The 16,741-nt window shown below is 73.1% G+C and carries 11 protein-coding genes; 7 read left to right on the plus strand and 4 right to left on the minus strand.

What is annotated here, in order from left to right; all coding sequences use genetic code 11:
• Positions 1 to 421: 421 nt before the first annotated feature.
• The 7 genes from IF99_RS0123275 to IF99_RS0123305 all read left to right on the plus strand — a co-directional run bounded on the left by IF99_RS0123275 (position 422) and on the right by IF99_RS0123305 (position 12,975).
• Positions 422 to 718 (plus strand): DUF397 domain-containing protein, encoded by a 297-nt coding sequence (locus tag IF99_RS0123275; RefSeq protein ID WP_030998910.1) that lies wholly within the window; start codon positions 422 to 424, stop codon positions 716 to 718.
• A 395-nt stretch (positions 719 to 1,113) separates the two neighbouring features.
• Positions 1,114 to 5,838 carry an SCO5717 family growth-regulating ATPase gene (locus IF99_RS35815; RefSeq protein WP_420705711.1) on the plus strand — a complete coding sequence of 1,575 codons (4,725 nt, stop codon included), beginning with the start codon at positions 1,114 to 1,116 and terminating at the stop codon, positions 5,836 to 5,838.
• 215 nt (positions 5,839 to 6,053) lie between these two features.
• Positions 6,054 to 7,967, plus strand: coding sequence for an ABC transporter substrate-binding protein (locus IF99_RS0123285; protein WP_051703637.1), 1,914 nt, complete (start codon positions 6,054 to 6,056; stop codon positions 7,965 to 7,967).
• 565 nt (positions 7,968 to 8,532) lie between these two features.
• The gene (locus IF99_RS0123290) at positions 8,533 to 9,606 is read left to right on the plus strand and encodes an ABC transporter permease (RefSeq protein ID WP_030998915.1); all 1,074 of its coding nucleotides are present in this window, start codon (positions 8,533 to 8,535) and stop codon (positions 9,604 to 9,606) included.
• Positions 9,603 to 10,568, plus strand: a complete 966-nt coding sequence (locus IF99_RS0123295; RefSeq protein ID WP_030998917.1) for an ABC transporter permease — start codon at positions 9,603 to 9,605, stop codon at positions 10,566 to 10,568. Before IF99_RS0123290 ends, IF99_RS0123295 begins: the two co-directional genes overlap by 4 nt.
• The gene (locus IF99_RS0123300; protein WP_030998919.1) at positions 10,565 to 11,902 is read left to right on the plus strand and encodes an ABC transporter ATP-binding protein; all 1,338 of its coding nucleotides are present in this window, start codon (positions 10,565 to 10,567) and stop codon (positions 11,900 to 11,902) included. Before IF99_RS0123295 ends, IF99_RS0123300 begins: the two co-directional genes overlap by 4 nt.
• A complete protein-coding gene (locus IF99_RS0123305; RefSeq protein ID WP_234340818.1) occupies positions 11,899 to 12,975 on the plus strand; it encodes an oligopeptide/dipeptide ABC transporter ATP-binding protein in 1,077 nt (358 codons plus the stop codon). The genes IF99_RS0123300 and IF99_RS0123305 overlap by 4 nt, the downstream gene beginning before the upstream one ends.
• Before the next feature lie 200 nt (positions 12,976 to 13,175).
• Here IF99_RS0123305 and IF99_RS0123310 read toward each other — a convergent pair whose 3' ends face one another.
• From IF99_RS0123310 to IF99_RS0123325, 4 genes are all read right to left on the minus strand, one after another.
• A complete protein-coding gene (locus tag IF99_RS0123310) occupies positions 13,176 to 14,138 on the minus strand; it encodes a bifunctional riboflavin kinase/FAD synthetase (protein WP_030998923.1) in 963 nt (320 codons plus the stop codon).
• 406 nt (positions 14,139 to 14,544) lie between these two features.
• A complete protein-coding gene (truB, locus tag IF99_RS0123315) occupies positions 14,545 to 15,453 on the minus strand; it encodes a tRNA pseudouridine(55) synthase TruB (RefSeq protein ID WP_030998925.1) in 909 nt (302 codons plus the stop codon).
• Positions 15,450 to 15,935, minus strand: a complete 486-nt coding sequence (gene rbfA, locus IF99_RS0123320; protein ID WP_030998927.1) for a 30S ribosome-binding factor RbfA — start codon at positions 15,933 to 15,935, stop codon at positions 15,450 to 15,452. The genes truB and rbfA overlap by 4 nt, the downstream gene beginning before the upstream one ends.
• 331 nt (positions 15,936 to 16,266) lie before the next feature.
• Entirely contained in the window at positions 16,267 to 16,560 is a 294-nt protein-coding gene (locus tag IF99_RS0123325) for a DUF503 domain-containing protein (protein ID WP_030998929.1), read from the minus strand.
• Between the last annotated feature and the right edge of the window lie 181 nt (positions 16,561 to 16,741).

Below are 16,741 nucleotides of genomic sequence, written 5' to 3' on the forward strand. Positions count from 1 at the left end.
GCCGGAACAGCGTCCACAACTCCTCCGGCACCAGACGCTCCACCAGATCAGCCATGCACGGCTCAACGAGCGACTACGCCAATAGAAACGGCCTCTTAGGAATCGGGGGTGCCGCGCGGGCGCGGAAGTCGGGGTGCCGCGCGGGCGCCACGCATTCGCAACAGTTATTTACACAGCGTGACGGCGTGCGGCTCGGACGGGAGGGCCGGACTGGGTGAGCGGAGGGCGGTCACAAGCGGGCGGGGTGGCCCGCGAGGTTCCCCAGCGGCACGTCACCCGCTTTGTCATACAGCCTGCCGAATCGCGTACGCGGGCGACTCCGCTGCAAGTAGGCTGAGGTCGCTCGTCGTTGGCGCGCGCTCCGCGCGCCGTGTATGGGCGCGTTGGGCACAGGACCACTTCGGGGAAGGGCCAGTCATTCATGTCCGAGGAGCACGAGGTCACGGCACCGGCCGCGCCGGTGGAGCTGGACGAGGAGACGAAGGCGCGCAAGGAGCGGGAGAAGGACGAGCTGTACTCCCTCGACATCTCGGGTGTCGAGTGGATCGGCCCGCCCGGTACCTCGCCCGACGAGGAACGCGTCGAGATCGCCTACCTGCCGGGGGGCGGCGTGGCCATGCGCTCCTCGCTCGACCACGACACCGTGCTGCGCTACACGGAGGCCGAGTGGACCGCTTTCGTGCTCGGTGCGCGTGACGGCGAGTTCGACCTCGCGTAACCCGATGGTGTGAAGGCCGGGGCCCTGAAACGGGCGCCCGGCCTTCACGTTGTCCGGCCTCCGGAGACAAGCCCGCCCGCCGTGGCGCGCTTTCGCGGTGCTCGGCAGGTGTGCGCGGGGTCGGCCGCACGGTCGAGAGGTGGCCTCAACTCGGGAACACGTCGCGTGACTTCAAGAGATCATCGCGGGGAAGACGGCCCGATGGTCATCCGATGCGCGTGGACAGCCCTGCTATTCGGCATACGTGATGACTAGTCTGGTGTCGGGCGCGCTGCGGGACCTTCCCGGTCCACGGAGCCCGCCACGGGGGGCCCGGTTCTCCAGGCCCACGACCACGGCGGGGGAACGTGACGCCGCCACCCCGACGCACGAGTGCCGAACCACCTGGAGGAGCTGTGAGCAGCGACCGGGACGCGTATCGCGGGGGCCGCTCGGCTTCCGGCGCTGACCACGAGGAATCCGCCGTCGAGACCACCGGCGAGTTCCGTTTCGACCAGTCGACCGCCTGGTACACGGCCACGACGGCGTCGAGCGACGAGGAAGCGAACCGCGAGGAGCCGGCCGCCGACGCGTCGCGCGGCGACGAACAGGGCGACGCAGGAGCCGGACGCAGCGCGGAGGCAGGCGCTGCGGAGGTTCCGGTGGCCGGGGAGAGCCCGGCCGGGGCTCCGGCTGATGGTGCCGACGTCGCGGAGACGGCCCGCGCCGCGGAGAAGGATGTCCGCGGGGACCGGGCGAAAGGCGGAACTGACGCGGAGCCCGCCCGGGGTGGCGACGCCTCCTGGACGGCGACCTCGCTCGGTGGACTGGGGGGGCTTCCCTTCGGGTCCGGTTCCGGCACCGAGGGGGGCGACTGGTCCATCGGGGCCGCGTTGCCCTGGACGGCCTTGGGGGACGTGGGTTCGGAGCGGGCCGAGAAGAAGCTGCGGGCCGTCTCGGCGGACGGCGACGAGGCACGCGACGTCGTGGCCGACGACGCCGAGGGCGCCGCGGAACGTCGCGCCGCGACGGAGCCCGGCGAGGCGCGACGTCGCGACGAGGTCCCGGGCGACGGTGCGGTGCGCGAGGCACGCGACGTGGCATATGCGACGCCGCGCGACGACGACGCGACAGAGGGCGTCGCGCCCTCGGAGGCCGACGCCGCGACGCCCCCGACAGCGGCACCGGCAGCGCCGGACCAGGCGCCGTCGGCCGGGGGCGAGGCGGTGCATGGCGAGGGAGTAGGACGCGACGCGACGACTGCCGACGGTGCGCCCGACGAGGCGGCGTCCCGGGACCAGCCCGCGACCAGTGGGCGGGAGGCGCTCCCGGACTACTTCGTGCTGCCTCCCATGCCTGCCACGCCTCCGGCCGCGACAGGGTTCACGCCCCCGCCGGGCTCCGTCTCCGCCGTCCCCCGCCTCCCCGAAGGCAGCGGCTTCGTGCCGGCCGAGCCGCCCGCTCCTGCCGGCGACCTGGAGAGCGGCGCGACGATGCGCTTCTCGCTCCCCTCCCCGCGCCAGGAGCAGGAGGCGCAGGACGCGACGCACGGGCACGACGCCTCGGCGCCGCGCGACGTGGACGACGCGCCGGAGCGCGGCACGGCGCCCTCCGGCGACGTCGCGGCGCGCGACGTGGCGGGCGCGGAGCGAGGCGACGCCGCAGGCACGGGGCGACGCGACGTCGCGGGCTCGACGGGCGTGGGACCGCGTGACGCCGCGCGCGTGGGGGACGCGGAACCGCGCGACGTCGCGGACTCCGCGAGCACACGGTCGGCTGACGGCACGACGGCGGAGTCCCAGACCGCGAGCGACGCCGCGGCGACGCCGCGCACCCCGGCAGAGGACGACGCGTGGGCCCACCCCACGACGCCGCACGGCGGCCTGTCGCTACCGCCCTTCTTCGCACCGGCCTACGCCGGACCCACCGACGGCCCACCCACCGACGCCCCCTCCTCCGACGCAGCGCCATCCGACCCAGGCGACGATGTCGGGGGAACGACGCCGCCGGACGAGGCCGCGGCCCCCGAGGCACCGTCCGCAGAACGCGAGGCCGATCCGGAGGCGGCGTCGCCGTCACAGGACGCAGCGCCGCCGCGTCCCCTGGTGCCGCCGCAGACGCGGCGTCCGTGGCCGCCGCCGTCCCTCGCCGGGCAGGACCTGCCGGGGCTCGTTCCGCCGCCGCACGCCAACGTCGCGCGCAAGGAGAAGCAACCCGACGCGGACGCGCCGTCGCAGGGCACGTCGCGTCCGGGACCGGGGGACGGTTACGGATTCCCGCCCGCCGATACGCCGCGCACGGATAACGGCGCCCCCACTCCGTCCTCCCCCGGCACGCAGCCCGGTTACGGGTTCCCACCGCGCGGCGCCGAGGGTGGCTACGGATACCCGGCCCCCGCAGCCGACGCGCCGCCGACCGCCGCATCGTCGGCAGACACGTCGTCGACAGGCGCGGCGGCGGCAGACGCAGCGGCGGCAGACGCAGCGGCGCCAACCGATCCGCAGACGACGCGCCTGCACCGGGTGCGCCCCGCGACGCCGCCCGCCGACGTACCCGCCCCCCAAGCCCCCGCAGCGCACGAGAACAGCGCGCCGCCGGAGGCCGCGCCCGCGGCGCCGGCCGCGCCCGGGCCCGCGCCGGCGCAACCATTGCCCCCGCAGGTGGGTCCGGCGCCGCACGTACCGGACGCGTCGCCCGGCGTGCCGCAGGCAGGCGCGCGGTGGGACGTGCCGCAGCAGCCACAGCCGCCCCAGCAGGGGGGCCCGCAGCCGCCCCGGCAGGGGCACGACCCACGGCTGCCCTCGCAGCCCGGTCCCGCGCAGCCCGGCCCCGCGCAGGCGTCGGGGCCGGCGGACCCGCGGCTCGGTGCGGCGTGGCCGCAGCCGATGCGGCACGACCAGCGGCAGCGCACGCACCCCGGCGCGCCGCTCGGGTACACGGCGGCCGTCGAGTTGTCCTCGGACCGGTTGCTGCGCGGCAACAAGCAGAAGGCGCGCAGCAGTCGCCCGGCGGGCGGCGGTTCGCGGTTCCGGATCGGGGGGCGCAAGGAGGAGGCGGAGCGGCAGCGCAAGCTGGAGCTGATCCGCACGCCCGTGCTGTCGTGCTACCGGATCGCCGTCATCAGCCTCAAGGGCGGCGTCGGCAAGACCACCACGACGACGGCCCTCGGCGCGACGCTCGCCTCGGAGCGGCAGGACAAGATCCTCGCGATCGACGCCAATCCGGACGCGGGAACGCTAGGACGTCGCGTACGGCGCGAGACCGGCGCGACCATTCGCGACCTGGTGCAGGCGATCCCGCACCTGCACAGCTACATGGACATCCGCCGCTTCACCTCGCAGGCTCCCTCGGGCCTGGAGATCATCGCGAACGACGTGGACCCCGCGGTCTCGACGGCGTTCAACGACGACGACTACCGCCGCGCGATCGACGTCCTGGGGCGGCAGTACCCCGTCATCCTCACGGACTCCGGTACGGGACTGCTCTACAGCGCCATGCGCGGTGTGCTCGACCTGGCCGATCAGCTGATCATCGTCTCGACGCCTTCGGTGGACGGGGCGTCGAGCGCGAGCACCACGCTCGACTGGCTCGCGGCGCACGGCTACGCCGAGTTGGTCGCGCGGAGCATCACGGTGATCTCCGGCGTGCGCGAGACCGGCAAGATGATCAAGATCGACGACATCGTGTCGCATTTCAGGACGCGGTGCCGGGAGGTCGTGGTCGTACCGTTCGACGAGCATCTCGCCGCCGGCGCGGAAGTGGATCTCGACATGATGCGGCCGAAGGTGCGCGAGGCGTACTTCGACCTCGCGGCCGTCGTCGCCGAGGATTTCACGCGGCATCAGCGGGCGCAGGGGCTGTGGACCTCGGACGGGAACCCGCCCCCCGTCGCGGCTCCCCCGCTGCCCGGCCAGGTCCGGCCGCAAGCGCCCCAGCCACCCTCGGCGGGCGCACCGTACCGGGCGGGACAGCCTGGTACAGGGCAGCCGGGCGCGGCAGGGCCCGGCGTGCCGCAGGCTGGCGCGCCGCGTCCCGGGATGCCGCAGACCGGTCAGCCACGCCCGGGAATGCTGCAGCCGGGCACGCCGCAACCCGGCGTTCCACAGGGCGGTGCGGCGCGTCCCGGTGCGCCGCAAGCCGGTGGGCCGCGACCCGGGATGCCGCAAGCCGGTACGCCGCGTCCAGGTGCGCCGCAGGCCGGTGCGCCACGCCCAGGGATGCCGCAGCCCGGCGTGCCGCAGCCCGGTGCCGCGCATCCCGGGATGCCACAGCCCGGCCCGCAGCCCGGCGCGCCTTACCCGCCGTCGGGGCCGCAGGCCGCGCCCGGGGGGCAGCCACCCGCCGCTCCCCCGGTCGCCGGCGGCCCGCACGGCGCGGGGTACGTCGCGCAGCCCCCGTCCGCGCCGTACCCGCAGCAGCCGAACGCGACGCATCCGCAGCAGGCGCCGGCGCCGTACCCGCAACAGCCCGGCGCGCCGTACGCTCCGCAGCCCGGCGTTGCGTATCCCGCCCAGCCGGGCGCCGCGTCGCCCCAGCCGCCGGCCGCGCCCGGGGGGCCGTACGGCGCGCGGCCGCAGCCTCAACCGCAGCCCGGTGGGCAGCCATACGTTCCGCAGCCGCCTCAGCCCGGCGCGGCACCCGGCCCGTACGCGGCGCAGCCTCAGCCTGGCGCGGCACCGGGCCCCTACCCGGCACAGCCCCAACCGGGCGCGGCACCCGGCCCCTACCCCGCGCAACCTCAACCCGGCGCGGCACCCGGCCCGTATCAGCCCGGGGCGGCCCCTGGCCCCTACCCCCCGCAACCCCAGCCCGGCGCGGCTCCCGGTCAGCCTCATCCCGGCGTGGCTCCGTACCCGTACCCGTATCCGCCGCAGCCACAGGCTCCCGCGCCGCCGTCGGCCGGGCCCGGGGCGGCGTACGGGTACCCGGGGCAGGCGCAGCCCGCTCCGTACGGGGTGCCCGGGCAAGCGCAACCCGCTCCGTACGGGTATCCCGCGCCGCAGCCGGGCGCGCCCGCGCCTGGCGCGAATCCGTCGGCGTACGCCGGTCCGCCGGAGGGGGCGCGAGAGGCGTCGGAGGAGACCGACGAGGACAGTGGGAACGACGCGCAGCGGCCGCCGCAGTCCCCTTCCGCCACCTGAACACCCCCCGTACCGGGGAGGTTTCAACGGACTAGACCAATGAGGGCCCGTACCGGTCAAACGGTGCGGGCCCTCGGCCGTTGTCGCAGGCCACACAGTGTTCACGCATCGTTGACATGTTTAGACCAGCGCTGGTAGACACTCACATCACCCCAACGGCTCACAGTGATGCGCCAGTTAACGACGCGCGAGCGATGACACGAGGTCAGCGGCCCATGAGCAGAGCAGAGCAGTACGGCAGAGCACTACCAGCGGGGCCAACGCCCGGGCATCACGCACGTGGCCGATTCCGGTTCGTCGCGACGGCCGGGATCGCGGCGCTCGCGCTCACCGCGGGACTCGCCACACCGTTGAGTCCCGCCACGACGCCCGCCGCCGCGGCCGACAAGGAGACGACGCTGACCGTCGCGCTCGCACAGAGCGTGGACTCGCTGAGCCCCTTCCTCGCGACGCGTCTGGTCAGCACCAGCATCTCCCGCCTGATGTACGACTTCCTGACCAATTACGACGCCAAGGACAACCACGTCATACCCGGGCTGGCCACCAAATGGTCAGCATCGAAAGACAAGTTGACCTGGACGTATGAGATCCGGTCGAACTCGAAGTGGTCCGACGGGGAGCAGGCGACGGCCGAGGACGCCGCCTGGACCTTCAACAAGATGATGACGGACGAGGGCGCGGCCACCGCGAACGGGAGTTTCGTCACCAACTTCAAGAAAGTGACGGCACCCAGCAAGGACAAGCTCGTCATCGAGCTGAAGAAGCCGCAGGCGACCATGACGGCGCTGGACATTCCGATCGTGCCCAAGCACGTATGGGAAAAGGTCGACGACCTGTCGAAGTTCAACAACGACCAGAAGTTCCCGATCGTCGGAAACGGGCCGTTCATCCTGACGGGTTACAAGGTCGACAGCTACGTCAAGCTGAAGGCCAACAAGGACTTCTGGCGAGGCAGCCCGAAGTTCGACAACATCGTCTTCCGGTACTACAAGGACCAGGACGCCGCCGTCGCCGCGCTCCGCAAGGGTGAGGTCTCCTTCGTCGCGGGCAGTCCCGCGCTGACCCCCGCGCAGGCGCAGTCGCTCAAGGGCGCCTCGCACATCAAGGTCAACGAGGGTCCCGGCCGCCGCTTCTACGCCATCGCCACGAATCCGGGGGCGCGTACCAAGGAGGGGAAGAAGTTCGGCACCGGCGACCCCTCGCTGCTCGACGAGAAGGTCCGGCACGCGCTGTTCATGGCCGTCGACCGCAAGGCCATCGTCGACCGGGTCTTCCAGGGGCAGGCCGTCGAGGGCGCGGGGTACATCCCGCCGCGCTTCGGCGACTACGCCTGGCAGCCGTCGGCCGACCAGGAGCTGACGTACGACCCCAAGGCCGCGGCGAAGCTGCTCGACGAGGCGGGCTACGAGAAGAACGGCGCCGGCAAGCGCGTCGGCAAGGACGGCAAGCCCCTCTCGTACCGCATGCTGTGCCACGCGACGGACCCCAACGACCGCGCCGTCAGCAAGTACCTGCAGGAGTGGTGGGGCGACCTCGGCATCGGACTCAAGGTCGACTGCCTCGACAACGTGACCGACCCCTGGGTCGCCGGCGACTACGACCTCGCCTTCGACGGCTGGTCCGTCAACCCCGACCCGGACTTCGTCCTGTCGATCCACACCTGCGCGGCCCTGCCCTCGAAGCCGAAGGCGGTCTCGGCGACCGACAACTTCATCTGCGACAAGAAGTTCGATGATCTGTACGACAAGCAGCTCGCCGAGTACGACCCGGCCAAGCGTGCGGACATCGTGAAACAGATGGAGTCGCGGCTGTACGACACGGGCTACATGAACGTGATGGCGTACCCCAACGCCGTCGAGGCGTACCGCACCGACCAGATCAAGTCGATCGAGACCATGCCCACGGCCGCGGGCAACATCTACGGCCAGGACGGCTACTGGGGCTGGTGGTCCGCCGTCCCCGCCGATGGTGCCTCCTCCGGCGCGACCGGTGACAACGCCTCCTCCGACTCGGACTCCAGCTCCAACACCGGGCTCTGGATCGGCATCGGAGTCGTGGTCGTCCTCCTCGTCGGCGGCGGTGTGTTCTTCGGGATGCGACGGCGCGCGACGGCCTGGGACCGCGAGTAGCGGATGACGTCGCCGGGCGGCGGCCGACGCGGCGATGTCGCGGGGCCGTAGCGGCGACGCGGCGTGGGGGGCGACGCGACGTGGGTGCGTGCGCGGGGCGGTACGTGGCGCCGGTGGTGCGCCGCGGTGTCAGGCACCGCGGCGGGCGGCGCCCCCTCGTCCCGGCGACGTCTCGGCAAGGCCGCCGTGCCACGGGCGCGACGCCGCCGCGTTCAGGCTGTCCCGCGCGACGTCGCGCACGACGCGTGGAACGGCCCGTGCGGTGCACGCGACGTCGCGACGTTTCCGCAGGTCGCACGCGACGTGGCAGAGACGACGTCGCGCGGGCCGCATCCGCATCGCCCGGCGTCGCGCAGGCGCCGTACCGTCCCGCGACGCACCGTCCGCCCCGTACCGGCGCCCGTACCTCCCGGGGCGCCGTACGCGACGTACCTCCTCCCCCGGAACCGTCGGCGCACCGCGCGTCGGCGTCGCTCCCCTCCGTCCGGTCCTCCTCCCCGCGTCGCGCCCCGCACTACGGCGCCTCGCGGAAGGACGCCCCACTCAGCGGAAGACCGATCACCCCATGAGCACCGAAAGCACCTCCGCGCTCGTGGAGGACCCCGGCGGCGTGGTCGCGGCTCCTGCCGCGCCGACGCCCCGTGGCCCCCGCCGGCGCTCGGGAACGGGATATCTGCGCTACGTGGCGGGCAAACTGCTCGGCGCGGCCGTGTCCCTGTTCGCCGTACTCGTCACCAGTTTCTTCCTCTTCCGGCTCATCCCCGGAGACCCGATCAAAGCGATGACCGGCGGCAAACAGGTCTCCCAGGAGCAGCTCGACGCGATGCGCCGGGAGTTCGGCCTCGACCTGCCGCTGTGGCGGCAGTTCACCGACTACTGCGGCAAGGCGCTCACGGGCGACCTCGGCACCTCGTACCAGTTCCACACGCCGGTCATCGACAAGATCGCCGAGGCGCTGCCCGCGACGCTGCTGCTGACCGGGACGGCGTTCGTGCTGTACACGGCGCTCGGTGTCTGGCTCGGTTCGCGCAACGCCTGGCGGCACGGCCGCTTCGGGGACCGCTTCCACACCGCTTTCGCGCTCACGCTGTACTCCGTGCCGTCCTTCTGGCTCGGCCTGCTGCTGATCATCGTTCTGTCGGTGGGCATCGGGCCGATACCCGGCATGTTCCCCACCGGCGGCATGGAGACCGGCGGCAAGGAAGGCCTCGCGTACTTCACGGACGTCGCGCACCACATGGTGCTGCCGGTCCTCACGCTCGTCGCGGTCGAGTACGCGCGCACGCTGCTGGTCATGCGGTCCTCGCTCCTCGACGAGATGGGCAGCGACTACCTGACGACTGCGCGCGCCAAGGGCCTGCGCGACGACACCGTGCGGCGCAAACACGCCGTACCGAACGCGATGCTGCCGACCGTCACGCTCCTCTTCGTCAATCTCGGCAACACCGTGGCCGGGGCGATCCTGGTCGAGACGGTGTTCTCGTGGCCGGGTCTCGGCGGACTCTTCTACCAGGCGCTGAGCATCCCGGACCTGCCGCTCGTGCAGGGGCTGTTCTTCGTCTTCGCCGCAGCGGTGATCGTCATGAACACCCTCGCCGATCTGATCTATCCGCTGTTCGATCCCCGGGTGGGCCGATGACGACCGATACGACAGACGTGGCGACGCCGCGCGACGGCGCGGGCCCCGAACCGGACGACGCGGAGCACGTCGCGTCGCCGCGCGCGCTCGCGTGGGCGCGGCGACGTCGCGCGCTCGCCGGCTTCTGGCGCGACTTCCGTACGCACCGCAGCGGCCTCGTCGGCCTCGTGGTGCTGCTGCTCATCGCGGTGCTCGCGCTCGCCGCGCCGCTGCTCGTCGGAAGCGACTCGCGCAGCGTCACCGAGGCTCCCGGCACGTCGCTGGAGTCGCCGAGCGGGCAGTTCCCGCTCGGAACCGACCAATTCGGGCGCAGCCTGCTCGCGCTGATGGTGTGGGGGGCGCGCGTCTCGCTCGCGGTCGGGCTGCTCGCCGCCGTTCTCACCGTCGCGATCGGCACGCTCGTCGGCGTCACGGCGGGGCACTTCAAGGGCTGGTACGCGACGGTGATCATGCGCGTCACCGACTGGTTCCTCGTCATGCCGACGCTGGTCCTCGCCATCGCGCTCGCCACCGTCCTCGACCGCTCCATCTGGACGACGATCCTCGCCATCGGCGTCACGACGTGGCCGACGACGGCGCGACTGGTACGGGCGCAGACACTGTCCGTCGAGTCGCGTCCCTACATCGAGCGGGCCAGGGCGCTCGGCGGCGGCCACAAGCACATCATGCTGCGGCACGTCCTGCCGAACGTCATGCCGCTCGTACTCGCCCAGACGACCCTCGTGATCTCGAACGCGATCCTCACCGAGGCGACCCTCGCCTTCCTCGGTCTGGGCGACCCGATCATGGTGTCGTGGGGTGGGCTGCTCCAGGACGCGCGCGACGCGGGCGCCGTCAGCTCGGGCGACTGGTGGTACCTCGCACCTCCCGGCCTCGCGATCGCGCTCGTGGCCCTCGCCTTCACCCTGTGCGGACGCGCCATCGAGTCCGTGCTCAACCCCAAGCTGGGGGACCGACGATGACTGAACCGACCACGCGGGGCACGCGGGTCCCCGCTCCCTCGCAGGCGACAGGCGCCGAGGCACCGGACGCGACGTCACGGGACGAAACGGCGTCGCGTACGGGCGCGGAGGGCGACGCGACGTCCCGGGACACGTCATGTCTGTTGCTCGACGTGCGCGACCTGCGCATCACGTACGGGAGCGGCACGCGTGCCGTGCCTGCGGTGCGCGGCGTCGACCTCACGCTGCGCGCGGGCGAGAAGCTCGGCATCGCCGGGGAGTCCGGCTGCGGCAAGTCCACGCTCGCGATGGCGCTGCTGCGCCTGTTGCCGCCGGGCGCCACGCTGGAGGGCGAGATCCTGCTCGACGGCGAGGACGTCCGCACGATGGCATGGGGGCGGCTGCGCGCAGTGCGCTGGGCGGGGGCGTCGATCGTCTTCCAGGGCGCGATGCACTCGCTCAACGCCGTGCACCGCATCGGCGACCAGATCCTCGAACCGATCCTCCTGCACCGCCTGGCAGGCCCCGAGGAGGGCCGACGCCGCGTCAAGGAACTGCTGCGCCACGTCGGTCTTCCGGTGTCGCGCGCGACGGCGTACCCGCACGAACTGTCCGGCGGGCAGCGCCAGCGCGTCATGATCGCCATGGCGCTCGCCTGCGATCCGCGGCTGATCATCGCCGACGAGCCGACCACCGCGCTCGACGTCATGATCCAAGCTCAGATCCTCCGCCTCATCGAGGGCCTGGTGGCGGAGAAGGGCATCGGCCTCGTCATGATCAGCCACGACCTCGCGGTGCTCGCCGACACGTGCGACCGGCTCGCGATCATGTACGCGGGCCGCGTCGTCGAGGAGGGCCCGGCCCGGGAGGTGTACGACGGGGCGCTGCACCCCTACGGCGCGGCGCTCTCCGGCGCGTTCCCGCGCATCGGTGACCCGGCGTCGCGCTTCGCCCCGCGCGGTCTGCCGGGCGACCCGCCGGACCCGGCGTCGTTGCCGACGGGGTGCACATTCCATCCGCGCTGCCCCGTGGCACTGCCGTCGTGCGCGACGGAACCGCAGCCGCTGCGCCCGGCGGGGCCGGGACGTCGCGCGGCGTGCGTGCGGGTCGAGGAGGGGGTCGCGGGGACGCGCGGCGACACGACTTCGGGGGACGGCGAGACGGCGCCGGACGACGCCACGTCGCGTGCGGGCGCGGAGGGCGACGCGACGTCGCAAGACGGTGCGCCGGACGACGCGACGTCGCGTACGCACAACGGCGCGACGTCGCGTACGGGCGACGCACCCGACGCGGCGTCAGGAACCGACGACGCGGGGCACGACGGTGCCGGCGAGGCGAGGAGCACGAAGGCATGAGTACGACCACACGGGAGCAGGCCCTGCTCGGGGCACGGGGCCTGGGCATCACGTTTCCCGGGCGACGTGGCGCGCCGCGTGCGCGCGCCGTCGACGGGGTGAACCTCGACATCGGCACCGGCGAGATCGTCGCGCTCGTCGGGGAGTCCGGCTGCGGCAAGACGACGCTCGCACGCTCCCTGCTGGGCCTCGTCCCGCCGACGGAGGGACGGATCACTTTCGCGGGCGAGCCGCTCTCGTACGGCTCACGGGCGCTGCGCGCCTACCGCAAGCGGGCACAGCTCGTGCTCCAGGACCCGAGCGGCTCGCTCAACCCGCGCCACACCGTGTACGACGCGGTGGCCGAAGGGCTGCGTATCCACCGCACACCGGGCGACGAACGCACCGCCGTCGCGCGGGCGCTCTCGCTCGCGGGGCTGCGCCCGCCGGAGCGGTTCTTCCTGCGCTACCCGCACGAGCTGTCCGGCGGGCAGCGACAGCGCGTCGTCATCGCCGGTGCGCTCGCGCTGGAGCCCGAGGTGATCGTCGCGGACGAACCCGTCGCCTCCCTCGACGCGTCGGTGCGCGGGGAGATCCTGGCGCTGTTGCTACGGCTGCGCGAGGAGCTGGGCCTCTCGGCGCTGGTGGTCACGCACGACCTCGGGCTCGCGTGGAACATCGCCGACCGCGTCGCCGTCATGTACCTCGGCCGCATCGTCGAGGCGGGCCCCGTCGAGGAGGTGCTGACCCGGCCGCGTCATCCCTACACGCAGGCGCTGCTCTCCGTGCTCCCCGAGGCGCCGGGAGAGCCCGTGGTATTGAGCGGTGAGCCGCCGGACCCGACGAGCATCCCCGGCGGCTGCCGTTTCCACGCGCGGTGCCACATCCTCGCCTCGGGCGAGGCGGAACAGGCCGGCGTCGCGGACGCCTGCCGGACGAAAGACCTGCCCGTCCTGGACGGACACGGGGCGGGCGTCGCGTGCCACTGGGCGACGGCGGGTGGGGACGCGGCGCGGCCGCGTGAGGACGACACGTCGCGTACGGAGGACACGCCGCGTACGGGCGACACGTCGCGTACCGACGGCGGCGTCTAGGCGGCGCGGCGTCCGTGCGCGACGTCGCGTCGTGTACCGACGGCGGTCCGCGTACGAGACGGGGCGGCGCCCCTCCCCCGGCATCAGCCCGAGGAAGGGGCGCCGCCCCATCCCGTTCGCGACGTTCGCACCCGCGTGACGTCGCGACGTAGCCCGCGGCCCGGCGCGGGACACGGCCCCACGCCGCCCGCAGCGCGTGCTCACCCCTGGGGGCGCGCCTCGTACTCCGCGACCAGCGCGCGTGAGCGCTTGACGTCGTCGGCCATCGCCGCGCGGAGTTCGTCGATGGAGGCGAACTTCTCCATGCCGCGCACGTAGGCGAGGAAGTCGACCGCGACGTGCAGGCCGTAGAGGTCGAGACCGACGCGGTCGATGGCGTACGCCTCGACGGTGCGGTGCTTGGCGTCGAACTGCGGATTGGTGCCGACCGAGATCGCGGCGGGCATGGCCTCGCCGACGACGTGCAGCCAGCCGGCGTAGACGCCGTCGGCGGGGACGGCGGTGTGCGGAAGGGTCTCGACGTTGGCGGTGGGGTAGCCCAGTTCCCTGCCGCGCTGGGCGCCGCGCACGACGACGCCCTCGACACGGTGCGGGCGGCCGAGGATCTCCGCGGCGCCCGCGACGTCGCCCTCGGCGACCAGACGACGCGTGAGCGTCGAGGAGAAGGGCTGGCCCGCGCCCGCGTCGCCGCTGACGTAGAGGTCGACGAGGTCCACCTCGAAATCGTCCTCGCGGCCGAGTTCGGCGAGCAGCGTCACGTTGCCCGCGGCCTTGTGGCCGAAGCGGAAGTTGGGGCCCTCCACGACGACCTTGGCGTGGAGGCGCTCCGTGAGGACGGTGCGGGCGAAGTCGGCGGGCGACAGGCGCGAGAACTCCGCCGTGAAGGGGAGGATCAGCAGCGCGTCCACGCCCAGCTCCGCCATCAGCTCAGCGCGCCGGTGGTGCGCGGCGAGGAGCGGCGGGTGGCTGCCGGGGCGGACGACTTCGCTCGGGTGCGGGTCAAAGGTGACGACGACGGATCGCAGCCCCAGCTCCCTGGCGCGGTCCACGGCGCGGCCGATGATGAGCTGGTGTCCGCGGTGCACCCCGTCGTAGGACCCGATCGTGACGACGCTGCGCCCCCAGTCCTGCGGGATGTCCTCCAAGCCACGCCAGCGCTGCACTGTGACCGCTCCTTGTCGCACCTGTGGGATGAGCCGGTTGTCGGGATTCCACGAATCCGCAGGTCTAAGAGTGCCATGTCGGGTGCACACGGCAACGGGCGGGCGGCGCGGGCACGACGCGGCGTGAGCGGCCGACGCGGCGTGTCACGCCACGCCAGGTCGCACGCGACGTCGCGTGGCTCGCCGCGCCCCACCCATGCCCACGCCGCGCTTCACGCCGCACGACGTCGCGTGCGACCTGGCCTTTCGTGGCGTGCGACGTGGCGTCGCCGCCCCACCCCGTCGCCGCCCCCACCACGTCGCGTCGGACGGCCCCGCCACGTCGCGTCTCCGCCCCGCCTCGTCGCCACCCCCGCCCCGTCGCGTGACGCGGCCCCGTACTGCGGCGTCGTCCGTCGCGGGTGCCTCAGCCGAAGACGGCGAGGCTCTTCGCCTTCCCCCGGTCCGCCTCGACAAGGACGAGAAAGGCCCCGTCCGGGCCGTGGACGGCGACGGGGCCGCAGCCCTCGTACTCCTCCGGCATGGCCAGCCGCACCCCGTTCAGGAGGAGCCCGGCGCGACGCGCGTCGACGTCCCAGCGCGGGAACGCCGCGTCGGCGGCCTCCGCGACGGGCATGACGGCCAGCTCCTCCTGGTGCTGGTCGAGGGTGCGCGCCACGTCGAGACGGTACGGGCCGACGCGGGTGCGGCGCAGCGCCGTGAGGTGGCCGCCGACACCGAGCGCCGCGCCGATGTCGCGTGCCAGGGCGCGGATGTACGTACCGGACGAACACGTCACCGAGACGAGCAGGTCCTGCACGGGGGTGCCGTCAGGCGCCGTCTCGGGGCGCACGTCGTGCACGAGGAAGGAGGAGACGGTGACGGGGCGGGCCGGGATCTCGAAGTCCTCGCCCTCCCGCGCGCGCTTGTAGGAACGCTTGCCGTCGATCTTGATGGCGCTGACCTTGGAAGGCACCTGGAGGATGTCGCCCGTCAGCTTCGCGACCTCGGCGTCGATCGCCTCGCGCGTGACGCCCGAGGCGTCGGTGGCCGAGGTGATCTCGCCCTCCGCGTCGTCGGTGACGGTGTCCTGGCCGAGCCGGATCGTGCCGACGTACTCCTTCTCGGTGAGGGCGAGGTGGCCGAGCAGCTTGGTGGCGCGCTGCACCCCGAGGACGAGGACACCCGTCGCCATGGGGTCGAGGGTGCCGGCGTGGCCGACACGTCGCGTGCCGGCGATGCCGCGCATCTTCGCGACGACGTCGTGGGAAGTGAACCCGGACGGCTTGTCGACGATGACCAGGCCGTCCGGGGTCGTGGTGCGCTGCGTGGTCATTCGGTGCCGCTGCCCCTGCCCTGCTCCGCCGAGGTGTCCTCGGGCGCGCCGTCCTCGTCCTCGTCGGCCGGCTTGCGGTACGGGTCGGCGCCCGCCGCGTACGCGGCACCGGTCGAGACCTGGCGCACCTCCTCGTCGCGCAGCCTGGCGCGGTCCAGGAGGTCGTCGATGGTGCGCGCCGTGTCGGGCAGCGCGTCGGGTACGAAGGCGAGGCTCGGGGTGTAGCGCACCCCGGTCTGCCGGCCCACCTCGGAGCGGAGCACGCCCTTGGCGCTCTCCAGCGCCGCGGCGGACGCGGCGCGCTCCTCGTCGTCGCCGTAGACCGTGTAGAAGACCGTGGCCTCCCGGAGGTCACCGGTGACGCGTGCGTCGGTGATGGTCACGAAGCCCAGTCGCGGGTCCTTGATACGCCGTTCCAGGGTCTGGGCGACCACGACCTGGATGCGATCGGCCAGCTTGCGGGCGCGAGCGTTGTCGGCCACCGGTCCGTCTCCCTACTTGGTGCTGTTCTGTCTCGGTTGGTCTGTGTGGAGGGCTGGGCCTCCGGGGGTACGTCGCGTGCGCGGCGCTCCGTACGGTCGCGACGTCCCGCACCGTACGAGCATGATGCGACATCCCGTGCGGCGCGATGCCGCGCACCGTACGTCGCGTGCACGACGCCCCGCACAACGCGACGTCCCGATCCCGTGCGAGGCGCCGTACTACGTGACGCCCCCTCCCACGCGGCCGCACTGCCGCGACGCGAGGCGACGCCCTCGCACGACCCGACGTCGCGCTCCGGCGCCCCGTCCCACCGCGCGGCGCGACGCGAGGTCAGTCGTCGTCCCCGTGGAAGCGTCTGCGTACCGCGAGCAGTTCCACCTCGGGACGATCGGCGACGAGGCGTTCGCAGCGATCGAGGAGATCGCTGAGGTGGCCCGCGTCACCCGAGACGGCGGCGAGGCCGATCTCGGTCCTGCGGTGGAGGTCCTGCGCACCCACCTCGGCCGCGCTCACGGCGTACTTCCGCTGGAGCTCGGCGACGATGGGGCGGACCACGGAGCGTTTGCCCTTGAGCGAGTGCACGTCGCCCAGGAGCAGATCGAAGGACAGGGTCCCCACATACATGCTGGTCCGGATGTCCCGCCGGTTCGGGGTACGAGGCGCCGCCTCCATGTGGCGGCAACCTCCCCACCGTACACGCGACACACGGGGCCGATCGACGGAATTCTCCGCCGACCGGCCCCGTGCTCGACCGTGTCAGCCGTGGCCCGTGTCAGCCGCGCTCACGCACGACCGACGCGGGATC

Origin of the sequence: Streptomyces sp. NRRL F-5630, assembly GCF_000719475.1 — a bacterium.
In the GTDB taxonomy this organism is placed as follows: domain Bacteria; phylum Actinomycetota; class Actinomycetes; order Streptomycetales; family Streptomycetaceae; genus Streptomyces.

Bases quoted from the DNA above. Each gene is read 5' to 3' on its own strand.
- IF99_RS0123290 (WP_030998915.1), top strand. From the start codon at position 8,533: ATGAGCACCGAAAGCACCTCCGCGCTCGTGGAGGACCCCGGCGGCGTG.
- IF99_RS0123325 (WP_030998929.1), bottom strand. From the start codon at position 16,560: ATGTATGTGGGGACCCTGTCCTTCGATCTGCTCCTGGGCGACGTGCAC.
- IF99_RS0123295 (WP_030998917.1), top strand. From the start codon at position 9,603: ATGACGACCGATACGACAGACGTGGCGACGCCGCGCGACGGCGCGGGC.
- IF99_RS0123285 (WP_051703637.1), top strand. From the start codon at position 6,054: ATGAGCAGAGCAGAGCAGTACGGCAGAGCACTACCAGCGGGGCCAACG.
- IF99_RS0123300 (WP_030998919.1), top strand. From the start codon at position 10,565: ATGACTGAACCGACCACGCGGGGCACGCGGGTCCCCGCTCCCTCGCAG.
- IF99_RS0123305 (WP_234340818.1), top strand. From the start codon at position 11,899: ATGAGTACGACCACACGGGAGCAGGCCCTGCTCGGGGCACGGGGCCTG.
- IF99_RS0123275 (WP_030998910.1), top strand. From the start codon at position 422: ATGTCCGAGGAGCACGAGGTCACGGCACCGGCCGCGCCGGTGGAGCTG.
- truB (WP_030998925.1), bottom strand. From the start codon at position 15,453: ATGACCACGCAGCGCACCACGACCCCGGACGGCCTGGTCATCGTCGAC.